The sequence below is a fragment of the Pseudomonas sp. D2002 genome (genome assembly GCF_013385735.1).
GTDB lineage: Bacteria > Pseudomonadota > Gammaproteobacteria > Pseudomonadales > Pseudomonadaceae > Aquipseudomonas.
Map to the genome: position 1 here is coordinate 94,651 of NZ_JACAPL010000007.1, position 25,846 is coordinate 120,496.

Below are 25,846 nucleotides of genomic sequence, written 5' to 3' on the forward strand. Positions count from 1 at the left end.
TGCTGCAAGGCGGCCCACTTTTTAACAAGGTGTAGTTGCGATGAAACGTGTAGGTCTGATCGGTTGGCGCGGTATGGTCGGTTCCGTGCTCATGCAGCGGATGCTGGAAGAGCAGGATTTCGATCTTATTGAGCCGGTGTTTTTCACCACTTCGAACGTAGGTGGCCAAGGGCCGTCCGTGGGCAAGGATATTGCCCCGCTCAAGGACGCCTACAGCATTGAAGAGTTGAAAACCCTCGATGTGATTCTGACCTGCCAGGGTGGCGACTACACCAGCGAAGTCTTCCCCAAGCTGCGCGAAGCCGGCTGGCAGGGTTACTGGATCGACGCCGCCTCGAGCCTGCGCATGCAGGACGACGCGGTGATCATCCTCGACCCGGTGAACCGCAAGGTCATCGACCAGCAGCTGGATGCTGGCACCAAGAACTACGTGGGCGGCAACTGCACCGTCAGCCTGATGCTGATGGGCCTGGGCGGCTTGTTCGAAGCCGGCCTGGTCGAGTGGATGAGCGCCATGACTTATCAGGCGGCTTCCGGTGCCGGCGCGCAGAACATGCGTGAACTGATCAAGCAGATGGGCGCGACTCACGCCGCTGTTGCCGATCAACTGGCCGACCCGGCCAGCGCGATCCTCGACATCGACCGCCGTGTGGCCGAAGCCATGCGCAGCGATGCCTACCCGACCGAGAACTTCGGCGTGCCATTGGCCGGTAGCCTGATCCCGTGGATCGACAAAGAGCTGCCGAACGGTCAGAGCCGCGAAGAGTGGAAGGCCCAGGCCGAAACCAACAAGATTCTGGGTCGTTTCAAGAACCCGATTCCGGTGGACGGTATCTGCGTGCGTATCGGCGCCATGCGTTGCCACAGCCAGGCGCTGACCATCAAGCTGAACAAAGACGTGCCGATCGCCGATATCGAAGGGCTGATCAGCCAGCACAACCCATGGGTCAAGCTGGTGCCGAACAACCGTGATATCAGCATGCAGGAGCTGAGCCCGACCAAGGTCACCGGCACCCTGAATGTGCCGGTCGGCCGCTTGCGCAAGCTGAACATGGGTACTCAGTACCTGGGCGCGTTCACCGTTGGCGACCAACTGCTGTGGGGCGCAGCTGAACCGCTGCGTCGCATGCTGCGGATTCTGCTGGAGCGTTAATCGCTTAGCGCTGTACGAAAAACCCGCGACTGGTGACAGGCGCGGGTTTTTTGTTGCGCGCTTATGATCGTTCCCGCGCTCTGCGTGGGAATGCCTCGCTGGACGCTCTGCGTCCGCTTTTTGGACGCGGAGCGTCCCTGGCTGCGTTCCCACGCAGAGCGTGGGAACGATCAGCGATCCCCAGGTTAATTGCCTCACCCCCAGCCACCCGGTAAAGTGCCGCTCCCCCCGCAATGCCCGAGGCAGCCACCATGACCCAGACCTTTGAAATCGCCGTGATCGGCGCCACCGGCACCGTGGGTGAAACCCTGGTGCAGATTCTCGAAGAGCTGGATTTCCCGGTCGGCACCCTGTACCTGCTGGCGGGCAGTAACTCGGCCGGCGCCTCAGTGCCGTTTCGCGGCAAGAACGTGCGGGTTAAGGAAGTCGATGAGTTCGACTTCAAAAAAGCCCAGTTGGCCTTCTTCGCGGCCGGCCCGGCGGTCACCCTGAGTTTCGCCCCGCGCGCCACGGCGGCGGGTTGCTCGGTGATCGACCTGTCCGGCGCCTTGCCGGCCGATCAGGCACCCCAAGTGGTGCCGGAAGCCAATGCGCACATTCTCAAGGGGCTGAAAAAACCTTTCCAGCTGGGCAGTCCAAGCCCATCCGCGACCAACCTGGCGGTGGTCCTGGCGCCGTTGCGCGGGTTGCTGGACATCCAGCGCGTCAGCGTTACGGCCAACCTGGCTGTGTCCGCCCAGGGCCGCGAGGCCGTCAGCGAGCTGGCTCGGCAGACTGCCGAGTTGTTAAACGTGCGCCCGCTGGAGCCCAAGTTCTTTGATCGGCAAATGGCCTTCAACTTGCTGGCACAAGTCGGCACACCAGACGCCCAAGGTCATACAGCCTTGGAGAAACGTCTCGTACACGAACTGCGCGCAGTGCTGGAAAAGCCTTTGCTAAAGATTTCCGCAACCTGCGTTCAAGCCCCGGTGTTTTTTGGCGATAGCCTGACTGTGTCATTGCAGTTGGGCGCGCCGGTCGACCTCGTTGCGGTCAACCGCGCACTTGAAGCAGCGCCGGGTATCGAGTTAGTGGAGGAGGGCGACTACCCCACGGCCGTTGGGGATGCGGTCGGTCAGGATGTAGTCTACGTCGGCCGAGTGCGTGCGGGCGTGGACGACCCGGCGGAACTAAATCTGTGGCTGACGTCAGATAACGTACGCAAAGGCGCGGCACTCAACGCAGTGCAACTGGCGCAGTTGTTGATAAAAGGCCTTGCGTAAAAGATACTTGGCGCCAATTTGTAGATTGATTCTAGCCAAGCGCTATGCTTGGCCAACAGCGGAACAGAAGCGCGTCGGTGACCTATCGGCTCGCCATGCCTTATGGCAGCGGTTACCAACCTTCTCGCAGGCCGGGGAGTGTTCAAACAAAGGATGAGGCTATGGTTCAAGTTCGCAAACTGGTGTTAGCAATAGCGGCCGCCTCGGCGCTGTCCTCCGGTATGGCGCAGGCGCTGCAGCTTGGGGAGATGACCCTCAAGTCGAAGTTGAACCAGCCGTTGTCGGTGGAAATCGAATTGCTCGATGTCGGTGGCCTCACGGCTTCCGAGATTACCCCGAGCCTTGCGTCTGACCAGGCGTTTGTGGACGCGGGCGTGGATCGCCAGGCGTTTCTCAATGACCTGACGTTTACCCCGGTGGTCAACCCGAGCGGGCGCAGTGTGGTGCGCGTTACGTCCAGCAAGCCGCTGCCCGATTCCTACGTCCGTTTCCTGTTGCAGGTGCAATGGCCCAATGGTCGCCTGATGCGCGACTACAGCGTGCTGCTCGACCCGGCCAAGTTCGAGCAACCCGCGCCGACTGCTGCCGCGCCGGCACCGCGCTTGAGTGCGCCGACTAAAAACGCGCCTGCCAACGCTGCGCCCACTGTCGGCAAGCCTGCTCAACACACCACGACCTCGCGCGATACCTTGTGGGAAATTGCCGCGAAGAATCGCAACGGGGCTTCGGTCCAGCAAACCATGCTGGCTATCCAGGCGCTCAACCCGGATGCGTTTATCGACGGCAATATCAACCGCCTGAAAACCGGCCAGGTCCTGCGTCTGCCGGATCGCCAGCAAGCCACCAGTTTGCCGCAGCCCGAGGCGATTGCCGAAGTGACGGCGCAAAACACCGCCTGGCGCGAGGGGCGTCGCACCGCGAATAATCAGGCCGCGGGCAAGCAGCAGTTGGATGCAACGAAGCGCACCCAGGCTGGCGATGCGCCGTCGAGCACCAATACCAAGGACAACTTGAGCCTGGTCTCGGCCGAATCCGCCAAGAAAGGCGCGAAGGGCAAGGCCGGTGACAGTAATGCGCTGAGCGACAAGCTGGCGATGACCCAGGAAGAATTGGATACCACGCGCCGCGACAATGCTGAGCTGAAAAGCCGGGCGGCGGACCTGCAAAGCCAGTTGGATAAATTGCAGAAGCTGATTCAACTGAAAAACGATCAGCTGGCCAAACTGCAGGCGGCGAACGGAAGCCCGGCAACGGCGGCAATGCCCGCAAAGTTGGCAGGTGAGCCTGCGACCACCGCGCCGGCCTCTGACGCGGCGGCGGCTGCCGTTGTGGCGCCTGCGCCCGAGCCGGTCACGCCAGAGACCGCGACTGCCAGCACCACCGAAGGTAAATTCAACGATCTGCTGACCAATCCGATTGTCCTCGGCGTGATCGGCGGGGCTGCCGGCTTGCTGGTGTTGCTGCTCCTGCTGCTGTGGGCGCGTCATCGCAATGCTCGCCTTGAAGAGGAAAAGCACCTGCGGATGGCGCGGGCGCTGGCTGAAGAGCCGCAATTTTCGCCGAACATTGATCACGACTTGCCAGCGGACAGCTTCGAAGGCCTCGAAGTGGCGCCGCCGAACGTCAAGTTGGCGGCCGCACCTGCCCCGGCTGCGGTTGCTGAGCCGGTCGTGGTGCCGTCGGTTGCTTCCGTGCTGTCGCCACTGGCCGCTGCCGTGGCCCCGCAGAATTCCAGCGATGCGCTGGCGCAAGCCCAATCCCATATTGATCGCGGTCACCTGAACCAGGCGGCCGACGTCCTTCAGCAGGCGATCAAGCATGAGCCCAAGCGCAGCGACCTGCGTTTGAAACTGATGGAAGTGTATGGCCTGCAAGGCGACAAAGACGGGTTCGTCTCCCAGGAGCGTCAACTGGTAGCCAATGGTGAAAACCATGCCCAGGTCGAGCAGCTCAAAGGCCGCTTCCCGGCCATGGCCGTGTTGGCGGCGGGCGTCAGTGCCGCTGTCGCCGCTGCAGCGCTGGACGCGCAATACGTCAAGGACTTGCTGGAAGACAAGCCGGCCGCGCCGGTGGCGGAACCCGATGCCTTCGATACCGATTTCGACCTGAGCCTGGACGATCTGGAAGCAGCTTCGCCTGCCGTGGTTCGTCCGGGAGATGAGCCGAGCTTTGAGTCTGTCCTTCAGCGCCAGACCGAAGCCAAGGCCAGCCCGGATGACCTGTCGGACTTCGATCTGGACCTGCAGTTGGAAGCGCCGTCTTCCACGCACTCGGACGACGACTTCCTCTCGGGCCTTGAAGAGCAGATGAAGGACGTGCCGCCGGTTGAGCCGCCGACCCTCACGCCTGCCGCGCTGGATGATTTCGACTTGCCGGAGGACTTCGACCTGTCCCTGGCGGAAGAACCGGCCGCGCCGGCGTCGGCCAAGCCGGACGCCTTCGCCTCCGAGCTGGACGACGTCAATGCCGAGCTGGATCGTTTGTCCCAGAGCCTGGAACATCCGCCGATCGAGCCTTCCTTCACCGCTGAAGATGCAGCGTTGGGCGCTGATGAACCGGAATTCGACTTCCTCTCCGGCACCGATGAGGTCGCTACCAAGCTGGACCTGGCCCAGGCCTACATCGACATGGGTGATACTGACGGCGCGCGGGACATCCTGTCCGAAGTGCTGACCGAGGGCGACGAAACCCAGCGCGGCGAAGCCAAGGAAATGCTCGGTAAAATCTGAGGCTTAATGCTAACTCCACATTGGCCCTGCATACGGCTCTGCAACAAAAGCGCCCCACCTACGGCTGCCGCCTTTATAATGGCCGCCTTTGCGCAACTCATCGGGCTCTCAGTTCTTGGCAAATATAGATAACGCGGCCGCCGAAATGGCGGCCGCAGGCTTTAACCGCATCGCCCTGGGCGTGGAATACAAAGGCTCGCGCTACCGTGGCTGGCAGCGCCAGGCTTCCGGCGTGCTGACAGTGCAGGAAACCCTCGAAAACGCGCTGTCGAAGGTCGCCGACTCGCCGGTGTCGCTGATGTGTGCCGGGCGTACCGACGCCGGTGTGCACGCCTGTGGCCAGGTAGTGCACTTTGACACTCAGGCCGAGCGCACGATGAAAGCCTGGGTGATGGGCGCCAATATCAATTTGCCCCATGACGTCAGTGTCACCTGGGCCAAGGTCATGCCCGCGCATTTTCATGCGCGCTTCAAGGCCATCGCCCGTCGCTACCGCTACGTGATCTACAACGATCAAATCCGACCGGCGCACCTTAATCAAGAAATCACCTGGAACCACCGCCCACTGGATGCCGAGCGCATGGCCGAGGCCGCGCAGCATTTGGTCGGCGTGCATGATTTCAGTGCCTTCCGTGCCGGCCAGTGCCAGGCCAAGTCGCCGATCAAGGAAGTCCATCACCTGCGGGTGACCCGTCACGGCAAAATGATCGTGCTGGATATCCGTGCCGGCGCCTTCCTGCACCATATGGTGCGCAACATTGCTGGCGTGTTGATGACCATCGGCACCGGCGAACGGCCGGTGGAGTGGGCCAGGGAAGTGCTGGAAAGCCGCATTCGCCGTACCGGCGGCGTTACTGCGCATCCGTTCGGCCTGTACCTGGTGGATGTGGAGTACCGCGACGAGTTCGAATTGCCGGATCGCTTCATCGGGCCACACTTCCTCACAGGTTTCAGCGAACTTGGCGGCTGACGCCCGGAAAAGCTTTTGTTACCATCCGGGACTTTCTCGGTTCAACCCCTGAGGTTTTTACGACATGCCAGCCGTTCGCAGCAAGATTTGCGGGATTACCCGCATAGAAGACGCGCTGGCGGCAGTCGAGGCGGGGGCGGATGCGATTGGTTTCGTGTTCTACGCCAAGAGCCCGCGGGCGGTGAATGTGCTGCAGGCACGGGCAATCATCGCCGCGCTTCCGCCGTTCGTGACCACCGTAGGCTTGTTCGTCAACGCCAGCCGCTGTGAGCTCAACGAAACCCTGGATGCCGTACAGCTCGACATGCTGCAGTTTCACGGTGACGAAAGCCCTGACGAATGTGAAAGCTATCAACGCCCGTATATCAAGGCGTTGCGCGTCAAGGCCGGGGATGACATCGCCGCCGCGTGCGCGGTCTACACCGGCGCTCGCGGGATTCTGCTGGACACCTATGTCGAAGGCGTTCCCGGTGGCACGGGCGAGGCGTTTGACTGGTCGTTGATTCCCGAGGGGCTGAGCAAGCCGATCATCCTGGCGGGTGGGCTCAACCCTACGAATGTCGGGGCGGCCATCGAGCAGGTCAGGCCCTATGCCGTGGACGTCAGTGGTGGGGTGGAGCAGGGCAAGGGCATCAAGGATCACCACAAGATTCGCGCATTCATGCAGGCCGTGCGCAACAGCAGCGGTGCGATGTGACGGCTGGCAGTCTGCCGCCGTCAGTAACTACCACTGTGTAAAACAGCACCGGCGCCGCCTGCGGGAGGCCCGGAAATGAAGTGGCAACCCTGCGCTGGCAGGTTGTCTGGAAGGCTGAGGATACAGGCAGGAAATGGCCGGTCGAACGTCTGACCCCGTCCAGCTTGTGTCATCGCCACATATGAATTTAGCTCAAGGGCATACGCGGGGCTGTGTTCAAGCCACCGGTACTGGAGAAAGAAAGCATGAGCAACTGGTTAGTAGACAAACTGATCCCTTCGATCATGCGTTCCGAGGTGAAGAAAAGCTCGGTTCCTGAAGGTCTGTGGCACAAGTGCCCATCCTGCGACGCGGTGCTGTACCGCCCCGAGCTGGAAAAGACCCTGGACGTTTGCCCCAAGTGCAACCACCACATGCGTATCGGCGCCCGCGCCCGCATCGACATCTTCCTTGACGCCGATGGCCGCGCCGAGCTGGGCGCTGACCTGGAGCCGGTTGACCGTCTCAAGTTCCGCGACGGCAAGAAGTACAAGGACCGCCTGACCGCTGCGCAGAAGCAGACCGGCGAGAAAGACGCGCTGATTTCCGTCAGCGGCAAGCTGCTGGGCATGCCAGTGGTGGTGTCGGCGTTTGAGTTCTCCTTCATGGGCGGCTCCATGGGCGCCATCGTCGGTGAGCGTTTTGTACGTGCCGCCAACTACGCCCTGGAAAACCGTTGCCCGATGATCTGCTTCGCCGCCTCCGGTGGCGCGCGCATGCAGGAAGCCTTGATTTCCCTGATGCAAATGGCCAAGACCTCCGCGGTACTGGCGCGTCTGCGCGAAGAAGGTATCCCGTTCATCTCCGTGCTGACCGACCCGGTCTACGGCGGCGTTTCCGCCAGCCTGGCAATGCTGGGTGACGTGATCGTCGGCGAGCCAAAAGCCCTGATCGGCTTTGCCGGCCCACGCGTGATCGAGCAGACCGTGCGCGAAAAACTGCCGGAAGGCTTCCAGCGCAGCGAGTTCCTGCTGGAGCACGGTGCCATCGACATGATCATCGCCCGTGGCGAGCTGCGCCCACGCCTGGGTAGCCTGCTGGCGCAAATGATGGGCCTGCCGACACCTGTTTACGTCGCGCCTAAAATCGAGCCGATCGTCGTGCCGCCGGTGCCTGCAAACCTATGACCCAACGTACCCTTGGCGAATGGCTCGCCTACCTTGAGCAGTTGCATCCGTCAGCCATCGACATGGGCCTGGAGCGCTCGCAACAGGTAGCGGCCCGCCTTGGGTTGGGCCGGCCGGCGCCGCGAGTGATCACGGTGACCGGCACCAACGGCAAAGGCTCTACCTGTGCCTTTGTCGCGGCGCTGCTGCAGGCCCAAGGGCTGAAAGTGGGCGTCTACAATTCCCCGCACCTGCTGCGTTATAACGAGCGGGTGCAGCTCAATGGCGTCGAAGCCACTGACGCGCAACTCTGCGAAGCCTTCGCCGCCCTGGATGTGGGGCGCGGCGAGATTTCCCTGACTTATTTCGAGATGGGCACCCTGGCGGCGTTCTGGTTGTTCGAGCGTGCGCAATTGGACGTGGTCGTCCTCGAAGTCGGCCTGGGTGGGCGTCTGGACACGGTCAACGTCGTGGATGCCGACATGGCGCTGGTCACCAGCATTGGCGTTGACCACGCTGACTATCTGGGCAACACCCGTGAGTCGGTAGCCTATGAAAAGGCCGGGATCTTCCGCCAGGGCAAGCCTGCGCTGTGTGGTGACCTGGACCCGCCGCAACCCTTGCTCGACAAAGTGCGTGAGCTGGATTGCGCGTTTTTCCTGCGTGGTCGTGAATTCAATCTCGAAATTGGCACTCAGCATTGGCAATGGCGCGGGCATGATGCACGTGGCCAGATGGTCGAATTGCGTGACCTGCCGCTGCTGAACCTGCCGATGGAGAACGCTGCGCTCGCGCTGCAAGCCTATCTGTTGCTGGATCTGCCCTGGCAGGCCGAGCAGATTGCTGCCACCTTGCTGGCGACTCGGGTGGTGGGGCGTCTGGATCGTCGCACCTTCGAGTGGGAGGGCAAGCGCCTGAACCTGCTGCTGGATGTGGGGCACAACCCTCACGCCGCCGAATACCTGGCGCAACGCCTGTCGCGTACGCCTCCGGCCGGGCGTCGCCTGGCGGTGTTCGGGCTGCTGGCCGATAAAGACCTGGACGGCGTGGTTGCGCCGTTGCTCGGCGATGTCCAAGCGTGGGCCGTTGCGCCGCTGGACACGCCGCGCAGCCGCCCGGCGGCCGAGTTGGAAGTGGCCTTGCAGAACCTTGGTGCGTCGGTGGCGTCGTATGCAAGCGTCACCGCCGCGCTTGAAGCCCAGTGTGCGGTGGCCACGGCCGAGGACGAGATTCTGTTGTTCGGATCATTTTATTGTGTTGCCGAGGCGCTAGAGTGGTTGGCCCGGCGCTCCACGGAGGAAGCTGCACATGGCATTACTGGATAGCGCATACAAGCAGCGAATGGTTGGAGCCCTGGTGTTGGTGGCGTTGGCGGTTATTTTTCTGCCGATGCTGTTTTCCCGCCAGGACGAGCAGCGCCAGGTAGTCGTCGAGGCGCCCGCTGCGCCCCAGGCGCCGACGGTGCCTCAGGTTCAAGTTGAGCCGGTGGTGGTGCCTGAACCGCAGGCGTTGGCGCAAGAGCCAGTGCCGGCCGACGAGGCAGTCGCCCAGCAACAGGCGCCGACTCAGCCCGTGCAACCGAGTGTTCCGGTGGTCAAGCCGGCTCCAGCTGCGCCAGTTGTGGCTGCCAAACCTGCTGCGCCAGCGCCTGCGCCCAAGCCGGTCGCGCCGCAGCCTGCTGCGCCAGGCAAGCCGGACGTGGGCCAGAGCCGCATCGACCCGAACGGCTTGCCGATCACTTGGTCGATCCAGCTTGCCAGCCTGGCTAACCGCGAAAGCGCCGAAGCCTTGCAGAAAAAGCTGCGCACTCAAGGTTATAACGCCTATATCCGCAGTGCCGATGGCAAGAACCGCGTATTTATCGGGCCGCTGATCGAGCGCGCCGAGGCGGATCGCCTGCGGGACTTGCTGGGTCGCCAGCAGAACCTGAATGGGTTTGTGGTGCGTTTCCAGCCTGAGCGCGGTTGACTAATTGCCGCCTCCGGTTGGCAACGCGATCTGAATGTGGGAGCGGGCTTGCTCGCGAAGGCGGAGTATCAGTCACTGAGTGTGTGTCTGGTATACCGCCTTCGCGAGCAAGCCCGCTCCCACATTGGTTTTTGGTGGTCTTAAAAGGGCGTTCGCCCTGCACAATCCATTGATTTGCAAAGCACCCGCAATCACAGCTTACCGATAGCCCGACGCTCTGCTAAAATGCGCCGCCTTATCCGTACGTAGGCTGCACTGTGCCATTTACCTGGGTTGATTGGGCGATCGTTGCAATCGTCGCCATCTCCGCTTTGATCAGTCTAAGCCGCGGCTTCGTAAAAGAAGCACTGTCGTTGCTGACCTGGATCATCGCAGGAGTCGTAGCCTGGATGTTCGGTGGTTCACTGTCGGTTTACCTGGCCGGGTACATCGAAACACCTTCGGCTCGCGTCATTGCGGGCTGCGCCATCATGTTCATCGCCACGCTGCTGGTGGGGGCAATGGTCAATTATCTTATTGGCGAGTTGATACGTGTCACCGGCCTCTCCGGGACCGATCGATTTCTCGGCATGGCCTTCGGCGCCGCGCGTGGCGGCTTGCTGGTGGTTGTGGCGGTCGGGCTGTTGAGCCTGGGGCCGGTACAGCAGGATTCGTGGTGGCAGGAGTCGGTACTCGTGCCAAAATTTCTATTGGTTGCAGACTGGTCCAAAAACCTCATTTTGGGGTGGAGCAGTCAGTGGCTGGCCAGCGGAATCAGCGTACCCGCTGATCTTCCGTTCAAGGAGCACCTCTTACCGGCCAAAACGCCTCAGTAAGTTGTGTTCAGTCAAGATTCATTAAGTAGGGGTTGCGTCGCATGTGTGGCATCGTCGGTATCGTCGGTAAGTCGAACGTGAATCAGGCGCTGTATGACGCGCTAACCGTCCTCCAGCACCGCGGCCAGGACGCTGCCGGTATTGTGACCAGCCACGACGGCCGGTTATTCCTGCGCAAGGACAATGGCCTGGTACGTGACGTGTTCCATCAGCGTCACATGCAGCGCCTCGTCGGGCACATGGGTATTGGCCATGTGCGTTACCCGACTGCCGGTAGCTCGACGTCGGCCGAAGCTCAGCCGTTCTACGTCAACTCGCCTTACGGCATCACCCTGGCGCATAACGGTAACCTGACCAACGTTGAACAGCTGGCCAAGGAGATTTACGAATCTGACCTGCGCCACGTCAATACCAGTTCCGACTCGGAAGTGCTGCTCAACGTGTTCGCTCATGAGCTGGCCCAGCGCGGCAAGCTGCAGCCGACCGAAGAGGACGTGTTCGCTGCCGTGACTGACGTGCACAACCGTTGCGTCGGTGGTTACGCGGTCGTGGCCATGGTCACCGGTTATGGCATCGTTGGTTTCCGTGACCCGCACGGCATCCGCCCGATCGTGTTCGGCCAGCGTCACACCGACGAAGGCGTCGAGTACATGATCGCTTCCGAAAGCGTGTCCCTGGACGTGCTGGGTTTTACCCTGATCCGCGACCTCGCGCCGGGCGAAGCGGTGTACATCACCGAAGATGGCAAGCTGCACACCCGCCAGTGCGCGGTGGCGCCGAAACTTACCCCGTGCATCTTCGAACACGTCTACCTGGCGCGTCCGGATTCGATCATCGACGGCGTTTCGGTGTACAAGGCGCGTCTGCGCATGGGTGAGAAGCTGGCCGAGAAGATCCTGCGTGAACGTCCAGAGCACGACATCGACGTGGTGATCCCGATTCCGGACACTAGCCGTACCGCCGCGCTGGAACTGGCCAACCACTTGGGCGTCAAGTTCCGCGAAGGCTTCGTCAAAAACCGTTACATCGGCCGTACCTTCATCATGCCGGGCCAGGCGGCGCGCAAGAAGTCGGTACGCCAGAAGCTCAACGCGATTGAGCTTGAGTTCCGCGGCAAGAACGTGATGCTGGTGGACGACTCCATCGTGCGTGGCACCACGTGCAAGCAGATCATCCAGATGGCCCGCGAAGCCGGTGCGAAGAACGTGTATTTCTGTTCCGCAGCACCTGCCGTGCGTTACCCGAACGTGTACGGTATCGACATGCCGAGCGCTCACGAACTGATCGCTCACAACCGTTCCACCCAGGACGTGGCCGACCTGATCGGTGCCGACTGGCTGATCTATCAGGACCTGCCTGACCTGATCGAAGCGGTGGGCGGTGGCAAGATCAAGATCGAGCAGTTCGACTGCGCGGTGTTCGATGGCAAATACGTGACCGGTGATGTCGACGAGGCTTACCTGAACAAGATCGAGCAGGCGCGTAATGACTCGTCGAAGATCAAGACCCAGGCGGTCAGCGCGATCATCGACCTGTACAACAACTGAGTAAACACCGGCCCTGAGGGGCCGGTTTTGTATCTTAAATAAAGAATTGAGTAAGGAGTCGCAGCATGAGTCAGGAATGGGATGCCGGTCGCTTGGACAGCGACCTCGATGGCGTAGCTTTCGATACCCTGGCTGTGCGCGCCGGCCAGCACCGCACCCCGGAAGGTGAGCACGGTGACCCGATGTTCTTCACCTCCAGCTATGTGTTCCGCACCGCCGCCGACGCCGCCGCGCGCTTTGCCGGTGAAGTGCCGGGCAACGTCTATTCGCGCTACACCAACCCGACCGTGCGAGCATTCGAAGAGCGCATCGCAGCCCTGGAAGGCGCTGAGCAGGCGGTGGCCACGGCAACCGGCATGGCCGCCATCCTCGCGGTGGTCATGAGCCTGTGCAGCGCTGGCGACCACGTGCTGGTGTCGCGCAGCGTGTTCGGTTCGACCATCAGCTTGTTCGAGAAGTATTTCAAGCGCTTCGGTATTGAAGTGGACTACGTGCCACTGGCGGATTTGTCCGGCTGGGATGCGGCGATCAAGGCCAATACCAAGCTGTTGTTCGTCGAATCGCCGTCCAACCCTTTGGCCGAATTGGTGGATATCGCCGCATTGTCCGAAGTGGCGCACGCCAAGGGCGCAATGCTGGTGGTCGACAACTGCTTCTGCACGCCTGCGTTGCAGCAACCGTTGAAGCTGGGCGCGGACATTGTTGTGCACTCGGCCACCAAGTTCATCGACGGCCAGGGCCGTTGCATGGGCGGTGTGGTTGCCGGGCGTAGCGAACAAATGAAAGAAGTGGTGGGTTTCCTGCGCACTGCCGGCCCAACCCTGAGCCCGTTCAACGCCTGGATCTTCCTCAAAGGCCTGGAAACCCTCAGCCTGCGGATGAAAGCCCATTGCGCCAACGCCCAGGCACTGGCCGAGTGGCTGGAGCAGCAGGACGGTATCGAGAAGGTCCACTACGCCGGCCTCAAGAGCCATCCGCAACACGAGTTGGCCCAGCGCCAGCAGCGCGGTTTCGGCGCCGTGGTCAGCTTTGAAGTGAAGGGCGGCAAAGAGGGCGCCTGGCGCTTTATCGATGCGACGCGCCTGATTTCCATCACTGCCAACCTGGGTGACAGCAAGACCACCATCACCCACCCGAGCACTACGTCCCACGGCCGTCTGGCGCCGCAAGAGCGTGAAGCGGCCGGCATCCGTGACAGCCTGATCCGCATCGCGGTGGGCCTGGAAGATGTGGCTGACTTGCAGGCTGACCTGGCCCGCGGGCTGGCGGCCTTGTGATCGAGTGGTCCATGGAAGCTGCAGCGGTCGGTAACGGCCGCGTCGCACTGGTCACCGGCGCCGCGCGGGGCATTGGCCTTGGAATTGCTGCGTGGCTGATCAGCGAAGGCTGGCAGGTGGTGTTGACCGACCTGGACCGCGAGCGCGGTTCCAAGGTGTCCAAGGTGCTGGGCGACAACGCCTGGTTTATCACCATGGACGTTGCCGATGAGAAGCAAGTCGCCCAGGGCGTTGCCGAGGTGCTGGGGCAATTCGGGCGTTTGGATGCGTTGGTGTGCAATGCGGCCGTGGCCGACCCGCGCAATATCACCCTGGAAAGCCTCGACCTGGCGTATTGGAACCGCGTGCTGGCGGTGAACCTCAGTGGGCCGATGCTGCTGGCCAAGCACTGTGCGCCGTACCTGCGTGCCCATGGCGGTGCCATCGTCAACCTGGCGTCGACCCGGGCGCGTCAGTCGGAGCCCGACACCGAGGCCTATGCCGCGAGCAAGGGCGGCCTGCTGGCCCTGACGCACGCCTTGGCCATGAGCCTGGGGCCGGAGGTGCGGGTGAATGCCGTCAGCCCCGGCTGGATCGATGCGCGGGATCCTGCCGCGCGGCGTGCCGAGCCGTTGACCGATGCCGACCACGCCCAGCATCCGGCGGGCAGGGTGGGCACGGTTGAGGACGTGGCGGCGATGGTGGCGTGGCTGCTGTCGCGTCAGGCGGGGTTTGTCACCGGGCAGGAGTTCGTGGTGGACGGTGGCATGAGCAAGAAGATGATTTACAGCGAGTAGGGCGGATAGCCGTCTTCAAGCCATTTTGTCTTTTTCAGAAAAACTTCAAGCAGGCTATTGACTTAGGTCCGCTACCTGCGTAAATTTCGCGGCCTCAACGAAGCAAAGGGTGATTAGCTCAGCTGGGAGAGCATCTGCCTTACAAGCAGAGGGTCGGCGGTTCGATCCCGTCATCACCCACCACTTCTTGAGAGTTTTGCCTTAGGGCAAGACGCAACGTTAAAGGTTGCACCGACGCGCAGCGGTAGTTCAGTCGGTTAGAATACCGGCCTGTCACGCCGGGGGTCGCGGGTTCGAGTCCCGTCCGCTGCGCCATATTTTCCAGGTTCGACACGTCGGGCTTGAGATTGAACAGCCAAGGCTGATCGATCAGAGGTTTAAAGACGGTTGAGGGTTTACGCTCAACTGGTCAAGCGATACGCAGCGGTAGTTCAGTCGGTTAGAATACCGGCCTGTCACGCCGGGGGTCGCGGGTTCGAGTCCCGTCCGCTGCGCCATATCTGCCTCAAGGCCCACTGAACGCCTTGAAGCACAAAGAAAGCCTCAGGTTTACTTTGATCCGATAGCAAAGACCCTGGTCGAAAGACCGGGGTTTTTTGTTTCTGCGATTTGGCTTTATGTGGGAGCGAGCAAGCCCGCTCCCACAATTAGATTGTGGTCAGAACCCCAACTTATCCCGCAACCCGTAATACCACGCGCCCAGCGCGGCAAATGGCGTGCGCAACAGTTGCCCGCCCGGGAACGGGTAGTGCGGCAGGTCGGCAAACGCATCAAAACGCTCTGCCTGGCCTCTTAACGCCTCCGCCAGTACCTTGCCTGCCAGGTGCGTGTACGTCACGCCGTGGCCGCTGCAGCCTTGCGAGTAATAGATGTTATCGCCCAGGCGCCCGACCTGCGGCAGGCGCGACAGGGTCAGCAGGAAATTGCCGGTCCAGGCGTAATCGATTTTCACATCCTTGAGCTGCGGGAAGGCCTTGAGCATCTTCGGACGGATGATCGCCTCAATGTTCGCCGGGTCGCGCGCGCCATATACTACGCCGCCGCCGAAAATCAGGCGCTTGTCGCTGGTGAGGCGGTAGTAGTCGAGCAGGTAGTTGCAGTCTTCGACGCAATAATCCTGCGGCAGCAACGTCTTGGCCAGCTCATCGCCCAGCGGTGCCGTGGTGATGACCTGCGTGCCGCACGGCATCGATTTGGCTGCGAGCTCCGGCACCAGGTTGCCCAGGTAGGCATTCCCCGCGACGATGATGAACTTGGCCCTGACCTTGCCTTCAGCAGTGTGTACCACCGGATTGGCGCCGCGCTCAATGCGCACTGCTGCGGATTGCTCGTAGATCGTGCCGCCCAGGGATTCCACGGCAGCCGCTTCGCCCAGCGCCAGATTGAGCGGATGAATGTGCCCGCCGCTCATGTCGAGCAGGCCACCGACGTAGTTGTCACAGGCCACCACTTCGCGAATGCGACGCTCATCCAGCAACTCAAGCTGCGTATGGCCATAACGTTCCCACAGGCGCTTCTGCGACTCCAGGTGGCCCATGTGCTTGCTGTTGAGAGCAGCGAACACACCGCCGTCCTTCAAATCACACTGGATTTGATACTTGGCCACCCGCTCGCGAATGATCTGGCCGCCCTCAAATGCCATTTGCCCCAGCAACTGCGCCTGCTTGGGACCGACACTGCGCTCGATCACATCTATATCGCGGCTGTAGCTGTTGACGATCTGCCCACCATTACGGCCTGATGCGCCAAACCCCACCTTGGCAGCTTCCAGCACGGTGACGCGAAAACCGTTTTCCAGCAAAAACAGCGCGCTGGAAAGGCCGGTGTAGCCGGCGCCAATCACACACACATCGGTTTCGACTTCGCCTTGCAGTACCGGGCGAGGCGGAACCGCATTCGCGGACGCGGCGTAATACGACTGGGGGTAGGGGGTGTTCGCCATCCTGGAACCTCTGTTTTATATTTTTTACGAGTGCCCAGATCCTACCTGAGTTAAAAATTGCCTGCCAGCCACCCGAAAATCCCGGGTGTACCCGTCGCAAATAAATAATTCGCATATTCATAGGGTTAGCTGCAAAAAAGATGTTGACACCCCTCCGGAATTCCGTAGAATGCCGCCTCACAGCAGGCACGTAGCTCAGTTGGTTAGAGCACCACCTTGACATGGTGGGGGTCGTTGGTTCGAGTCCAATCGCGCCTACCAAACAAAATCCGCTCTGCTGGGCGGTCTGGAAGGGCTCACCGAAAGGTGGGCCCTTTTTTGTTGTCTGCGATTTGCAAAACTCCCACCTCAGAACGCCAATTCGGCGCCCAGTTTCGCATTCATGTAAAACAGTGCTACGACATTTCTGAACCATGAAGTTTCAGCTAATGAGGTGCCTGTGTGTTTTAACACCCGGCAAACTGGGAGTCTGCCGGGACTGACGAGCTATTAAGGCATTAAGACCGAATCTACAACATGGATCACGCCGTTGGACTGCATCACGTCTGCGATGCTGATGCCAGCCTTACCGCCTTTGGCATCTACCACCCACAGCTTGCCGTCATGCAGCTTGATATTTAGCGATTCACCTTGAACTGTTTTCAACACCACGGTGCCGCCGTTCTTTTTGGCATCTGCCATCAGTTGCGCCGATGTGTGAGTGCCGGGCACGACGTGGTAGGTCAGAATTTTAGTCAGATCGGCTTTGTGTTCAGGCTTGACCAGTGTATCGACGGTCCCTGCTGGCAGCTTGGCAAAGGCTTCGTTCGTTGGGGCGAATACAGTGAAAGGGCCTTTGCTGTTAAGCGTATCGACCAATCCGGCAGCCTTGACTGCAGCTACCAGCGTCGTGTGGTCCTTCGAATTGACCGCGTTCTCGACTATGGTTTTGCTTGGGTACATCGCTGCCCCTCCGACCATCACTGTATCGGCGGCAAAGCTGAGCGTGGCAGTGACGGAGAGCATCGCGAAGCAGGCTGCAGCAGCAAATTTTTTGTAAAAAGCGTGCATGGTGTATCTCCTTGGCTCTTATGCCCTCCGAGTGAGGGTATTGAATCTACGAGCCAGAAACCAAACCGGATGCACTAATTCACGAAATAATTTTTACGGGCGACTTGCGCCTGCTCACGCCTGTTGTTTGATGCCGCTGGCATTCCAACCACGCTGGATGACTAGACGGGAAGACTGTAGATTCAGTTCCTAAAGGATCATGCACGCACGAGGAGTGGAGTTTTGCGCAAACTGATTGTTGTGCTGTTGCTCGGTTTTCCGTGCAGTTTTCCCGTAATCGCTGGTGATGGCAGGCCTGTCAAGGTTTCGGCCTTTGGAGCGATTGTTTCATCGATTGGTTTTGCGTACTCAGAATGAGACGAGCTCAGTCAGCGACATCGAGCTGGCTGAAGCTGTTTTGGTTTACGAATTACGCTAGAAGGGTGGAGTTTCGACCGCTTGTAGCTAGCTCGTGCTGGTTTTTTGCACCCGGTCAGCAGTGCTACAGTCCTGCCAAACTAAAGAGGGAACGATCCGGCGTGTTTGCGATGCGCTCGGGCGAGTTTTCACTGCAACCCGAAGGCATCTCGATTCATCGGCCGATGCAGTGAGTTAACGAGGCGTATGAATTGATCCCTTATATGCGGGGTTCTTGTAATCGCAAGATCCGCCGCCGTACGCTCTGCTCGAGACTCACTTGAAGTCTTCACATACCCACAGAATTGCAAATAGTTGAAGGATTAACGATTGAGTACTCGTATCGAAATGATGGTCAACCCTGGAGATGAGGAGCGCTCAGCTATCCTCAGGCCGTTACGGGCTCACAATCGCGCACAAGCAGGCGATCCAAAACCGGAATCTCTAGCGCTGCTAGTCCGCGATGAGCACACCAACGAAATAATTGGGGGGCTTTATGGTGAGATATTTTATCGCTGGCTCTTTATTGAGCTGCTAGCCATCCCCGAGCAGTCCAGAGGTCAAGGTACGGGTTCACGCCTGATGGAAATGGCGGAAAATACTGCACTTGAAAGAGGCTGCGTCGGAATCTGGCTCGATACCTTTGATTTCCAGGCGCCTGCCTTCTATGAAAGACATGGGTTCACTGAGTTCGGCCATCTCGATAATTTCCCCCCTCAACATAAGCGCCTTTTTTTCCAGAAACGATTGGTGACAGCCTCTAACTGATCCGCCCATGCCTGAGCCAATGCTTGAGTAGGGAATTTTTTTGGATTGCGGGGGGGCTTCCTCTCAATCGAACTTGAGCGTTCCAGTTACCAGAGGGAAGGGAGCGAATGTTAGCCATGGTTGACGCCTCATAATGTGAATGGGCGTTCTCTTGGGGCATAGGCTACGTAGCCTAGCGCTTGGCAGGGTGGCTCTTGACATGGTGGGGGTCGTTGTTTCAAGTCCAATCGCGCCTACCAAACAAAATCCGCTCTGCTGGGCGGTCTAGAAGGGCTCACCGAAAGGTGAGCCCTTTTTTGTTGCCTGGAATTCGGGCAATAGCTCATCCAGCCACCGTGTGGCTTGCTCTAAAGGAGGCGCGCGGGTCAGCAGAACAGCGTAGCCACCGATAACAGGCAGATGATCTGAACAACCATTTGGCAGCGTATTTCACCATTGGTTGTCGCCATATTCATTTGTCCGGCATACATAGTTGCTACCCTCATCGTCGGCGATTGTGCCGTTCGCCATGCGCAAGAATGCGCACCGCTCCATTGAGTATAGGTCTGGAACAGGATTCTTCACGGTCAAGCCGCTCCGGTGCGATTGAGCACGCTTTCCCCGGCCCCCGCCGGCAACCGATACACATCGATCAACCCCAGCACACCGAGCAGTGCCACGCCTGCGAACGCCACCCGAAAATCCCCGGCGCTGGCGTGTGCCTCATGCCCTTGCGCGGCCATGGATGCGCGCAGCAGCAGTGCTGCAATCGACACGCCCAAGCCCATCGCCAGTTGAAACGCCATGCTGAACAGGGCGGATGCTTCACTCATGCGTGCCTTGGGCACATCGGCGAAGCCAATCGAGTTGTAGCAGGTGAACTGCATCGACCGCGATAGCCCGCCCACAAACAGCACTGCTGCAATCAGCGTCAGCGGCGTTTGCGCCGTAAACAAGGCGCAGGCGGCAACGAGGCTGACGCCGATCACGCCGTTGACGAGCAATACCTGGCGAAACCCAAAGCGCTGCATGATGGCTGTCGTGAAGGGTTTCATTGCCAGGTTGCCGGCAAATACCGCCAGCACCAACAACCCCGCATCCACTGGCGACAAACCAAAGCCCACCTGAAACAACAGCGGCAGCAAAAACGGCAGGGCGCTGATGGCCAGGCGGAATAGTGAACCACCCAAAATGCTGACCCGGAACGTCGCGATCGACAGCGTCTGCAGCGGTAATAACGGTTCGGCATGCCGACGGCAATGCTGCACGGCCCATACCGCAAGCGCTGCACCTGCCGCCGCGAGCGCGAAACCGGGCAGCAGTGTTTCACTGGTCTGGTTACCCAGCCATTCCAGCCCGCCCAGCAATGCCACGCAGGCGCTCGCCAACAGCACAAAGCCTTTGCCATCGAATTGACGCACGCTCGCCTCACGGCCCTTGGGCACAAGCCACAGCGCGGCAACCAAGGCCAGCGCGCCCAGCGGCACGTTCACGTAGAAAATCCACGGCCACGATGCATGGGTCACGATCAAGCCACCCACCAATGGCCCAAGAATCGGTGCCACCAAGCCAGGCCAGGTGATCACCGCAATCATGTTCACCAGGTCTTTTTTGTCGGTATTGCGCAGAACCGCCAGGCGCCCCACGGGCACCATCAGCGCGCCGCCGATGCCTTGTAGCACCCGCGCGATCACGAACATCTCAAGGCTTTGGCTCAACCCGCAGAGCAGCGACGCCAGGGTAAACACGATGATCGCGCCAGCGAACACCCGGCGTGCGCCAAAGCGGTCAGCAATCCAGCTGGACGCCGGGATGAAAATCGCCACGGCCAGAATGTAGGCCGTGATGCCGATGTTCATGTCCACCGGCGTTACCCCAAAGGCGGCTGCCATGGTCGGCAGAGCGGTGGCGATCACCGTGGCGTCGAGGTTCTCCATGAAAAAAGTCACGGCGACCACCAGAGCGATAAAACGCATTTGCACGCCTGAGATGGGTGTAGCGGAAGAAGTCACCAGTGCCACCTCTTTTCAATGAAAATCGATTGCAGTCCACAATACCGGCTCAGTCCTGTGCTCGCACGTTTGAGTCGACGCGCCTAAGTCAGGCTCTTCCAAAACGTCGGATTATGCCGCTGCGCAAGCCAGAGTGAGCTAGTCATACTGACGGGTCATTGAGTTCAGCCTGGGAGCTTGAAGTGGAATGTGAAATGGAAGTGTCGTTCGACGTGACGGCGCAGGAGCGTGAGGACATCCTCAAACCGTTGAGGGCTTACAACACCCGCCATATCGGCGACATCAAGTTTGAATCGGTCGGCATTTTGTTACGTGATTCGACCAGTCGAGCGGTGGTAGGCGGGCTCTATGGGAGCATTTCTTTAGGATGGCTGTTCGTTGAACTCTTGATCGTTCCGCAAGAGATGCGCGCCCAAGGTACCGGTAGGCGTTTGATGCGCGCCGCCGAGGAGTTAGCTCGGCAAAAGGGCTGCATCGGGATCTGGCTGGATACGTTCAGCTTCCAGGCGCCGGAGTTTTATCGAAAGCAAGGCTTCAGCGAGGTGGGTCATATCGCTGACTACCCTGCGGGCCACCAACGGTATTTTTTCCAAAAGCGTCTGGCTTGAATCCCAGCACGGCGCCGGATCACCTGGCGCCAATCACCCACAAAATTTATTGGTTTGCAGCAACAATTTTTCTTGTTGGACACCCCCCGGCCCCAAGCAGCAAAGTTGCCGCCACTGACGCTCGACCTTCCAGGTCAACAATAAAAACCGCGCCGGGCTGCACGCTATTTTCATGCTGTGAACCCGTTGTTCACATCCTGCCGTAATGGCGCCGCAGCGCGCATTCAAGGACCTCATCGTCATGCAAACTGTTGTGAACCTATGGCCGTTGATCGGCGTACTTGTCATCGTGGTTGGCTTCGTCTTGCGCTTCAATCCGCTGTTGGTGGTGACTGCTGCCGCCATCGCTACCGGGCTCGCCGCCCACTTCCCGTTGGAAAAAATCCTCGCCAGCATGGGTGATGGTTTCCTTCAGACCCGCGCGCTGCAACTGATCCTGTTATTGCCCCTGGCGGTCATTGGCCTGCTCGAGCGCCATGGTCTGCGTCTGCATGCGCAAAACTGGATCGCGCGTTTCGAGCGCGCCACGGTCGGGCGTTTGTTGATCATCTACCTGTTTGTACGCGAGTCCACGGCGGCCATGGGGCTGACCAGCCTGGGCGGGCACCCGCAAATGGTGCGGCCGCTGCTGGCGCCGATGGCCGAAGGGGCGGCGGAAAAACGCTACGGCAAACTGCCGGACAAACTACGCCACAAAGTATTGGCCATGTGCGCGGCGACCGATAACGTCGGGCTGTTTTTTGGCGAAGACATCTTTGTCGCCTTTGGTGCGATTGCGCTGATGCACACCTTCCTGCTGGGCTCGGGCATTGACGTGGAACCGTTGCACATTGCGGTGTGGGGCATCCCGACGGCGATCTGTGCGTTTATCATCCATGCGATTCGCCTGCATCGGTTTGATCGAAGACTCACGCGTGAAATGACATCCGCCGCCACGCCTGCGGAGGCTGCGCAATGATCATCTCGATTCAATACCTGTATTGGCTTGCCGGTGTTTTGCTGCTGATTACTGCGGGCATGATCCTGCTCGATCGAACCCACCCGAAGCGCTGGTCGACCGCGTTGTTCTGGTTGCTGTTCGCTATTCCGTTCCTGGTCGGGGAGCGTCTGCCGTCGGTGGTCATCGGCGCCGGTGTGGTGGTGATGGCATTGATTGCAGGCCTGGGCGGCGTCGGCCGTGGCAAGCATGCCGAATTGCATGACAAGGCGTCCCGCGCGAGTGCCGGTCGTTTGGGGCACAAATTGTTTATCCCGGCGCTGGCCATTCCCCTGACCACGGTGATTGGTTCGGTACTGCTCAAACACACCGAAATCGGCGGCGTGCCGCTGCTGGACCCGAAAAACACCACCTTTGTGTCGTTGGGCATTGGTTGCCTGATCGCCCTCGGCCTGGCGTGCTGGCTGACCCGCGACACACCGGTACAAGCCTTGCGCGAGTCTCGGCGCCTGACCGAGGCCCTGGGTTGGGCCATGGTGTTGCCGCAAATGCTGGCGATGCTCGGGCTGCTGTTCAATGAAGCTGGAGTCGGCACGGCTGTCGCTCATGTCACCACCACCTATATCAACCTGGATTTCAAGTTGGTGGCGGTAATGGTCTATGTGTTGGGCATGGCCTTGTTTACGGTGATCATGGGCAACGGTTTTGCGGCATTCCCGGTCATGACTGGAGGTGTCGGCGTGCCGGTGCTGGTGGGCATCTATGGCGGTAACCCGGCGGTGATGGCGGCGATCGGCATGTTCTCCGGCTATTGCGGTACGCTGATGACGCCGATGGCGGCCAACTTCAATATCGTCCCGGCGGCGTTGCTGGAACTGCCGGACAAAAATGCGGTGATCAAGGCGCAAATGCCGACGGCGTTGATGATGCTGGTGGTGAATATTGTCCTGCTTTATCTGTTGATGTGAGGCGCAGATGCAAACAGTACTGCTGACGGGCTTCGAGCCCTTTGACCAAGACCTGATCAACCCATCCTGGGAGGCTGCGCGCCAGTTGGATGGCGTGCAACTGGCCGAGGATGTGCAGATTGTGGCGCGTCGCCTGCCCTGCGCGTTTGCCACGGCGGGGGAGTGCCTGGCCGAGCTGATCGCCGAGCTGCGCCCGGTGATGGTCATCGCCACGGGGCTCGGGCCTGGGCGCAGTGATTTATCCATGGAGCGGGTGGCGATCAACGTGAATGATGCACGTATCCCCGACAACCTCGGCGCGCAACCTGTAGACACGGCGGTGGTGGTCGGCGGGCCGGCGGCCTACTTCAGCACGTTGCCGATCAAGGCCATGGTCAAGGCCGTGCGCGAGGCGGGGGTTGCAGCGTCGGTTTCGCAAACTGCCGGGACGTTCGTGTGTAACCAGGTGTTTTACCTGTTGCAACATTCGCTCGCCGGTACGGCGATACGCAGTGGTTTTATCCATGTGCCACCTATGCCGGAACAAGTCACTGTCGCGGCCCAGCCTTCGATGGCACTGGAGACGTTGGTTAAAGGTTTACGGGTTGCGGTACAGGCGGCTTGGGGCGCGCAAGTGGACATCGCGCAAACCGGAGGGCAGGTCAGCTGACCTCGCTTGGGAAGGAACAACAGAGGGAAAGCGGCCCAGTGGTGACAGACAATTTTTTTGCAAAACCAAGGTTCGGGCCGGGCGCTCTCAGTGTTCCCGCCGAGGAAAGAACAACTCAAAACATGTCACGCCTTCTTCACTGGTGACGCTGTAGCGACCGTTATGCAACTGCATGATGGTCGCGACAATCGACAGCCCCAATCCATTGGACTGTGCCGAACGTTCCCGCGACTCATCCACCCGATAAAACCGCTCGAACAGCCTCGGCAGATGCTCGGCAGGAATCGTCTCGCCGCGGTTGCTGACACTCAGGCTGATGCCTTCAGCAGTAGGCGTCGCCTGGATCAACAGCAGCGAACTCGGCGCGCCGTACTTGATCGCGTTGGCACACAGGTTTGCCAGCGCCCGGCGCAACAGCATCGGTTCGGCCCAGATCACGCCTTCGCCCTGCGCAAGAATGCTGATCTGCACATCGCTCGCCAACCCTTCAAAGTAGTCAGCCATACGTTCCACTTCATCCGCCGCACTCAGTTCCTGGCGTTGGCGCAGCGCGCTGGCCGGGTCGGTGCGGGCGAGGAACAGCATGTTGTCGAGCATCCGCGCCAGGCGCTCGAGCTCTTCAACATTGGAGGCGAGTAATTGTTGATAGCTCTCGATGCTGCGGTGCTGTTGCAGGGCGACTTGGGTTTCGCCCAGCAGGTTGTTGATCGGCGTACGCAGTTCGTGAGCCATGTCGGTAGACACCTGGCCCAGTTGCACAAAACCCTTGGCCAGGCGCTCGAGCATGGTGTTGAACGAGTCGATCATTGGCAGCAGTTCTTTCGGCGTACCGTGGCTGTCGAGGCGTTCGGCCAGGTTGCCCACGCCGATGCCCTGGGCGTGCCTGGCCAGGCGCCGCAGCGGCAGCAGCCCACGGTGCACCAGCAGGTAACCGACCATGGCGAGGATGATCGCCGCGATGCTGGCCAGCACAAACACACTCAAGCGATAGCTGGCGAGCATGGCCGTGCGCTCGGTCATCAAGCGCCCGGTGGTGACTTGCAGGCTGCCCAGGTCGCCGGTATCGATGGACGCGGCGACAGTGGCGAAGGGCACGCCATTTACGCCGGGTAAATGGTGCACATCGGAAAACCCCAACACTTGGTTTTTTGGTACGGGTGTCACGTTCGGCATGTCAATGTTGCCCGGGTTCACCAGCAGCAACGGCTTTTGCCCCGGCGCCGCGATGCTCAGCACCGACTCGCTGTTGCCCAGCATGTTCTGGAACAGCTCCGGCTTGGTCTTGATCAGGTCCAGGGTGTTGCTGTCATTGAGCAGGTTGCGCAACTGGTCGGCGCGATAGATCAGGGCCGCGTCGTCACGCTTGATCAGTTCCCGCTCAAGCTCGCGATACAGCGCGACCCCCAACGTGGCCAGCAGGGCGAAGGCGAGCAAGGCGAAGATCAGCGCCAGGCGCAGGGTCAGTGAGTAATGCCGGCGATTGTTCATGGCTGGGTATCGAAGCGGTAGCCAATGCCGCGCACGCTGTGGATCAACTTGAGCTGGAACGGGTCGTCGATTTTCAGGCGCAGGCGCCGTACGGCGACGTCGACCACATTGGTGTCGCTGTCGAAGTTCATGTCCCAGACCCGCGAGGCGATCATCGAGCGTGACAGCACTTGGTCTTGATGGGTCGCAAACAAGTGCAGCAGCGCGAACTCTTTATTGGTCAGGGTAATGCGCGTACCGGCGCGGGTGACGCGGCGCTTGAGCACGTCGATTTGCAGGTCGGCGATCTGCAGCTGTTCTTCCTCGCGGCTCGGGCCGCGGCGGGTCAGGGTGCGCAAGCGCGCGACCAGCTCGGCGAAGGAGAACGGTTTGATCAGGTAATCATCCGCGCCCAGCTCCAGGCCCTTGATGCGATCAGCAATGTCGTCGCGAGCGGTCAGGAACAGCACCGGCGTATCGGCTTCTTTGCGCAGGCGGCGCAGCACCTCCCAGCCGTCCATTTTCGGCATCATCACATCCAGCACAATGACGTCGAATGGCGTTTCCAGCGCCTTGTGCAAACCGTCCACGCCATCGCGGGCAAGGCTCACGGAGTAACCCAATTCCTGCAGACCGTTGAGCAGGTAATTGCCGGCCTTGGGTTCGTCTTCGACTACGAGGATGTTCATGGGAGGAGCCCTGATGCTAGGTGTGGCGCAAGTGTAGCCCGA

23 protein-coding genes and 4 tRNA genes are annotated in these 25,846 nt (G+C 60.3%); 22 read left to right on the top strand and 5 right to left on the bottom strand.

The features are described 5' to 3' along the window. The first annotated feature begins 40 nt into the window (after positions 1-40). The 15 genes from asd to HX783_RS16245 all read left to right on the top strand — a co-directional run bounded on the left by asd (position 41) and on the right by HX783_RS16245 (position 14,836). On the top strand, positions 41-1,153 hold the full coding sequence (asd, locus tag HX783_RS16175; RefSeq protein WP_058412147.1) for an aspartate-semialdehyde dehydrogenase: 1,113 nt from the start codon (positions 41-43) through the stop codon (positions 1,151-1,153). A gap of 251 nt (positions 1,154-1,404) precedes the next feature. Next, positions 1,405-2,415, top strand: a complete 1,011-nt coding sequence (locus HX783_RS16180; RefSeq protein WP_177017526.1) for an aspartate-semialdehyde dehydrogenase — start codon at positions 1,405-1,407, stop codon at positions 2,413-2,415. Between the two features lie 161 nt (positions 2,416-2,576). After that, positions 2,577-5,144 carry a FimV family protein gene (locus HX783_RS16185; protein WP_177017527.1) on the top strand — a complete coding sequence of 856 codons (2,568 nt, stop codon included), beginning with the start codon at positions 2,577-2,579 and terminating at the stop codon, positions 5,142-5,144. Between the two features lie 145 nt (positions 5,145-5,289). Then, a complete protein-coding gene (gene truA / locus HX783_RS16190; protein ID WP_159961557.1) occupies positions 5,290-6,114 on the top strand; it encodes a tRNA pseudouridine(38-40) synthase TruA in 825 nt (274 codons plus the stop codon). Positions 6,115-6,178: 64 nt separating this feature from the next. Then, on the top strand, positions 6,179-6,811 hold the full coding sequence (locus HX783_RS16195) for a phosphoribosylanthranilate isomerase (protein WP_177017528.1): 633 nt from the start codon (positions 6,179-6,181) through the stop codon (positions 6,809-6,811). Between the two features lie 245 nt (positions 6,812-7,056). After that, positions 7,057-7,977, top strand: coding sequence for an acetyl-CoA carboxylase, carboxyltransferase subunit beta (gene accD / locus HX783_RS16200; protein ID WP_159958180.1), 921 nt, complete (start codon positions 7,057-7,059; stop codon positions 7,975-7,977). Next, entirely contained in the window at positions 7,974-9,281 is a 1,308-nt protein-coding gene (folC, locus tag HX783_RS16205) for a bifunctional tetrahydrofolate synthase/dihydrofolate synthase (protein ID WP_177017529.1), read from the top strand. Before accD ends, folC begins: the two co-directional genes overlap by 4 nt. Further along, the gene (locus tag HX783_RS16210) at positions 9,265-9,924 is read left to right on the top strand and encodes an SPOR domain-containing protein (protein ID WP_177017530.1); all 660 of its coding nucleotides are present in this window, start codon (positions 9,265-9,267) and stop codon (positions 9,922-9,924) included. The genes folC and HX783_RS16210 overlap by 17 nt, the downstream gene beginning before the upstream one ends. 257 nt (positions 9,925-10,181) lie before the next feature. Further along, positions 10,182-10,739 carry a CvpA family protein gene (locus HX783_RS16215; RefSeq protein WP_003212681.1) on the top strand — a complete coding sequence of 186 codons (558 nt, stop codon included), beginning with the start codon at positions 10,182-10,184 and terminating at the stop codon, positions 10,737-10,739. A 41-nt stretch (positions 10,740-10,780) separates the two neighbouring features. Further along, a complete protein-coding gene (gene purF / locus HX783_RS16220) occupies positions 10,781-12,286 on the top strand; it encodes an amidophosphoribosyltransferase (RefSeq protein ID WP_058426877.1) in 1,506 nt (501 codons plus the stop codon). A gap of 65 nt (positions 12,287-12,351) precedes the next feature. Next, positions 12,352-13,563 carry an O-succinylhomoserine sulfhydrylase gene (locus tag HX783_RS16225; RefSeq protein WP_010566994.1) on the top strand — a complete coding sequence of 404 codons (1,212 nt, stop codon included), beginning with the start codon at positions 12,352-12,354 and terminating at the stop codon, positions 13,561-13,563. An 11-nt stretch (positions 13,564-13,574) separates the two neighbouring features. Beyond that, entirely contained in the window at positions 13,575-14,339 is a 765-nt protein-coding gene (locus tag HX783_RS16230) for an SDR family oxidoreductase (protein ID WP_078827012.1), read from the top strand. A 107-nt stretch (positions 14,340-14,446) separates the two neighbouring features. Then, positions 14,447-14,522: transfer RNA gene (locus HX783_RS16235), tRNA-Val, on the top strand. A gap of 55 nt (positions 14,523-14,577) precedes the next feature. Beyond that, positions 14,578-14,654 (top strand) — tRNA-Asp (locus tag HX783_RS16240). Positions 14,655-14,759: 105 nt separating this feature from the next. After that, a tRNA-Asp gene (locus HX783_RS16245) sits at positions 14,760-14,836 on the top strand. Positions 14,837-14,997: 161 nt separating this feature from the next. Here HX783_RS16245 and HX783_RS16250 read toward each other — a convergent pair. Further along, complete coding sequence (locus HX783_RS16250) at positions 14,998-16,281, bottom strand: FAD-binding oxidoreductase (protein ID WP_177017531.1); 1,284 nt, start codon at positions 16,279-16,281, stop codon at positions 14,998-15,000. A 184-nt stretch (positions 16,282-16,465) separates the two neighbouring features. Between HX783_RS16250 and HX783_RS16255 the strand changes: the two genes are divergently transcribed. Then, positions 16,466-16,542: transfer RNA gene (locus HX783_RS16255), tRNA-Val, on the top strand. A 228-nt stretch (positions 16,543-16,770) separates the two neighbouring features. Here the strand turns inward: HX783_RS16255 and HX783_RS16260 are convergent. Then, a complete protein-coding gene (locus tag HX783_RS16260) occupies positions 16,771-17,331 on the bottom strand; it encodes a fasciclin domain-containing protein (RefSeq protein WP_177017532.1) in 561 nt (186 codons plus the stop codon). A gap of 222 nt (positions 17,332-17,553) precedes the next feature. Between HX783_RS16260 and HX783_RS29995 the strand changes: the two genes are divergently transcribed. Both HX783_RS29995 and HX783_RS16265 read left to right on the top strand, forming a co-directional pair. Continuing rightward, positions 17,554-17,688 carry a hypothetical protein gene (locus HX783_RS29995; protein WP_256347190.1) on the top strand — a complete coding sequence of 45 codons (135 nt, stop codon included), beginning with the start codon at positions 17,554-17,556 and terminating at the stop codon, positions 17,686-17,688. Between the two features lie 369 nt (positions 17,689-18,057). Next, the gene (locus tag HX783_RS16265; RefSeq protein WP_177017533.1) at positions 18,058-18,495 is read left to right on the top strand and encodes an N-acetyltransferase; all 438 of its coding nucleotides are present in this window, start codon (positions 18,058-18,060) and stop codon (positions 18,493-18,495) included. A gap of 566 nt (positions 18,496-19,061) precedes the next feature. On the opposite strand, the gene HX783_RS16270 is transcribed toward HX783_RS16265, so the two are convergent. Beyond that, positions 19,062-20,450 (bottom strand): DHA2 family efflux MFS transporter permease subunit, encoded by a 1,389-nt coding sequence (locus HX783_RS16270; protein WP_177017534.1) that lies wholly within the window; start codon positions 20,448-20,450, stop codon positions 19,062-19,064. 230 nt (positions 20,451-20,680) lie between these two features. Between HX783_RS16270 and HX783_RS16275 the strand changes: the two genes are divergently transcribed. The 4 genes from HX783_RS16275 to pcp all read left to right on the top strand — a co-directional run bounded on the left by HX783_RS16275 (position 20,681) and on the right by pcp (position 23,648). Beyond that, on the top strand, positions 20,681-21,094 hold the full coding sequence (locus HX783_RS16275) for an N-acetyltransferase (RefSeq protein ID WP_177017535.1): 414 nt from the start codon (positions 20,681-20,683) through the stop codon (positions 21,092-21,094). Between the two features lie 241 nt (positions 21,095-21,335). Further along, a complete protein-coding gene (locus HX783_RS16280) occupies positions 21,336-22,052 on the top strand; it encodes a DUF969 domain-containing protein (RefSeq protein WP_177017536.1) in 717 nt (238 codons plus the stop codon). Then, the gene (locus HX783_RS16285; RefSeq protein WP_177017537.1) at positions 22,049-22,999 is read left to right on the top strand and encodes a DUF979 domain-containing protein; all 951 of its coding nucleotides are present in this window, start codon (positions 22,049-22,051) and stop codon (positions 22,997-22,999) included. Before HX783_RS16280 ends, HX783_RS16285 begins: the two co-directional genes overlap by 4 nt. 7 nt (positions 23,000-23,006) lie before the next feature. Further along, positions 23,007-23,648: a pyroglutamyl-peptidase I gene (gene pcp / locus HX783_RS16290; RefSeq protein ID WP_177017538.1), complete on the top strand. Its 642-nt coding sequence runs from the start codon at positions 23,007-23,009 to the stop codon at positions 23,646-23,648. An 87-nt stretch (positions 23,649-23,735) separates the two neighbouring features. Here the strand turns inward: pcp and HX783_RS16295 are convergent, their stop codons facing one another. Both HX783_RS16295 and HX783_RS16300 read right to left on the bottom strand, forming a co-directional pair. Next, positions 23,736-25,136: a heavy metal sensor histidine kinase gene (locus HX783_RS16295; protein ID WP_177017539.1), complete on the bottom strand. Its 1,401-nt coding sequence runs from the start codon at positions 25,134-25,136 to the stop codon at positions 23,736-23,738. Beyond that, entirely contained in the window at positions 25,133-25,804 is a 672-nt protein-coding gene (locus HX783_RS16300; protein ID WP_177017540.1) for a heavy metal response regulator transcription factor, read from the bottom strand. Before HX783_RS16300 ends, HX783_RS16295 begins: the two co-directional genes overlap by 4 nt. Between the last annotated feature and the right edge of the window lie 42 nt (positions 25,805-25,846).

What these genes read in the sequence shown, in the direction of transcription:
- HX783_RS16275 (WP_177017535.1), top strand. Translation starts at nt 20,681, where the DNA reads ATGGAAGTGTCGTTCGACGTGACGGCGCAGGAGCGTGAGGACATCCTC.
- HX783_RS16285 (WP_177017537.1), top strand. Translation starts at nt 22,049, where the DNA reads ATGATCATCTCGATTCAATACCTGTATTGGCTTGCCGGTGTTTTGCTG.
- HX783_RS16280 (WP_177017536.1), top strand. Translation starts at nt 21,336, where the DNA reads ATGCAAACTGTTGTGAACCTATGGCCGTTGATCGGCGTACTTGTCATC.
- HX783_RS16195 (WP_177017528.1), top strand. Translation starts at nt 6,179, where the DNA reads ATGCCAGCCGTTCGCAGCAAGATTTGCGGGATTACCCGCATAGAAGAC.
- HX783_RS16295 (WP_177017539.1), bottom strand. Translation starts at nt 25,136, where the DNA reads ATGAACAATCGCCGGCATTACTCACTGACCCTGCGCCTGGCGCTGATC.
- HX783_RS16185 (WP_177017527.1), top strand. Translation starts at nt 2,577, where the DNA reads ATGGTTCAAGTTCGCAAACTGGTGTTAGCAATAGCGGCCGCCTCGGCG.
- pcp (WP_177017538.1), top strand. Translation starts at nt 23,007, where the DNA reads ATGCAAACAGTACTGCTGACGGGCTTCGAGCCCTTTGACCAAGACCTG.
- folC (WP_177017529.1), top strand. Translation starts at nt 7,974, where the DNA reads ATGACCCAACGTACCCTTGGCGAATGGCTCGCCTACCTTGAGCAGTTG.
- purF (WP_058426877.1), top strand. Translation starts at nt 10,781, where the DNA reads ATGTGTGGCATCGTCGGTATCGTCGGTAAGTCGAACGTGAATCAGGCG.
- truA (WP_159961557.1), top strand. Translation starts at nt 5,290, where the DNA reads ATGGCGGCCGCAGGCTTTAACCGCATCGCCCTGGGCGTGGAATACAAA.
- HX783_RS16230 (WP_078827012.1), top strand. Translation starts at nt 13,575, where the DNA reads ATGGAAGCTGCAGCGGTCGGTAACGGCCGCGTCGCACTGGTCACCGGC.
- HX783_RS16250 (WP_177017531.1), bottom strand. Translation starts at nt 16,281, where the DNA reads ATGGCGAACACCCCCTACCCCCAGTCGTATTACGCCGCGTCCGCGAAT.
- asd (WP_058412147.1), top strand. Translation starts at nt 41, where the DNA reads ATGAAACGTGTAGGTCTGATCGGTTGGCGCGGTATGGTCGGTTCCGTG.
- HX783_RS16210 (WP_177017530.1), top strand. Translation starts at nt 9,265, where the DNA reads ATGGCATTACTGGATAGCGCATACAAGCAGCGAATGGTTGGAGCCCTG.
- HX783_RS16225 (WP_010566994.1), top strand. Translation starts at nt 12,352, where the DNA reads ATGAGTCAGGAATGGGATGCCGGTCGCTTGGACAGCGACCTCGATGGC.
- HX783_RS16180 (WP_177017526.1), top strand. Translation starts at nt 1,405, where the DNA reads ATGACCCAGACCTTTGAAATCGCCGTGATCGGCGCCACCGGCACCGTG.
- HX783_RS16260 (WP_177017532.1), bottom strand. Translation starts at nt 17,331, where the DNA reads ATGCACGCTTTTTACAAAAAATTTGCTGCTGCAGCCTGCTTCGCGATG.
- accD (WP_159958180.1), top strand. Translation starts at nt 7,057, where the DNA reads ATGAGCAACTGGTTAGTAGACAAACTGATCCCTTCGATCATGCGTTCC.
- HX783_RS16270 (WP_177017534.1), bottom strand. Translation starts at nt 20,450, where the DNA reads ATGCGTTTTATCGCTCTGGTGGTCGCCGTGACTTTTTTCATGGAGAAC.
- HX783_RS16300 (WP_177017540.1), bottom strand. Translation starts at nt 25,804, where the DNA reads ATGAACATCCTCGTAGTCGAAGACGAACCCAAGGCCGGCAATTACCTG.